Genomic DNA, 291 nt, shown 5'->3' on the forward strand with positions numbered 1-291 from the left:
CGATATCCGGATCGACTGACCCAGTCACTGTGATTGAAGCGCTTAGGTCGCCGTCTGCTGCATCTGAAGCGGTCGCACCAGCATCTGTGTATGGCGTCTGTAGTTCGTGTAGCACTGGATTGTCACCAATAAGTGCAATAGAGGGTACTCCAGTATCCACGACGTTTGCAGTTCGAACTACGGTTGCTGCTGCGTTACCAGATGAGTCAGAAACATTATAGGTAAGGGTGTATGCACCTTGCGTATTGGCATCAACAGTTCCGGTAACGCCAATTGCTGTACTGATATCTC

The 291-nt window shown here is 49.8% G+C and carries 1 protein-coding gene; it reads right to left on the reverse strand.

Annotated elements, in window-relative coordinates:
• Nucleotides 1-291, reverse strand: a 291-nt coding sequence (locus tag A3729_RS10320) for an immunoglobulin-like domain-containing protein (protein ID WP_156497876.1), incomplete at both ends; no start/stop codon positions are given.

It is taken from the genome of Oleiphilus sp. HI0043 (genome assembly GCF_001634935.1).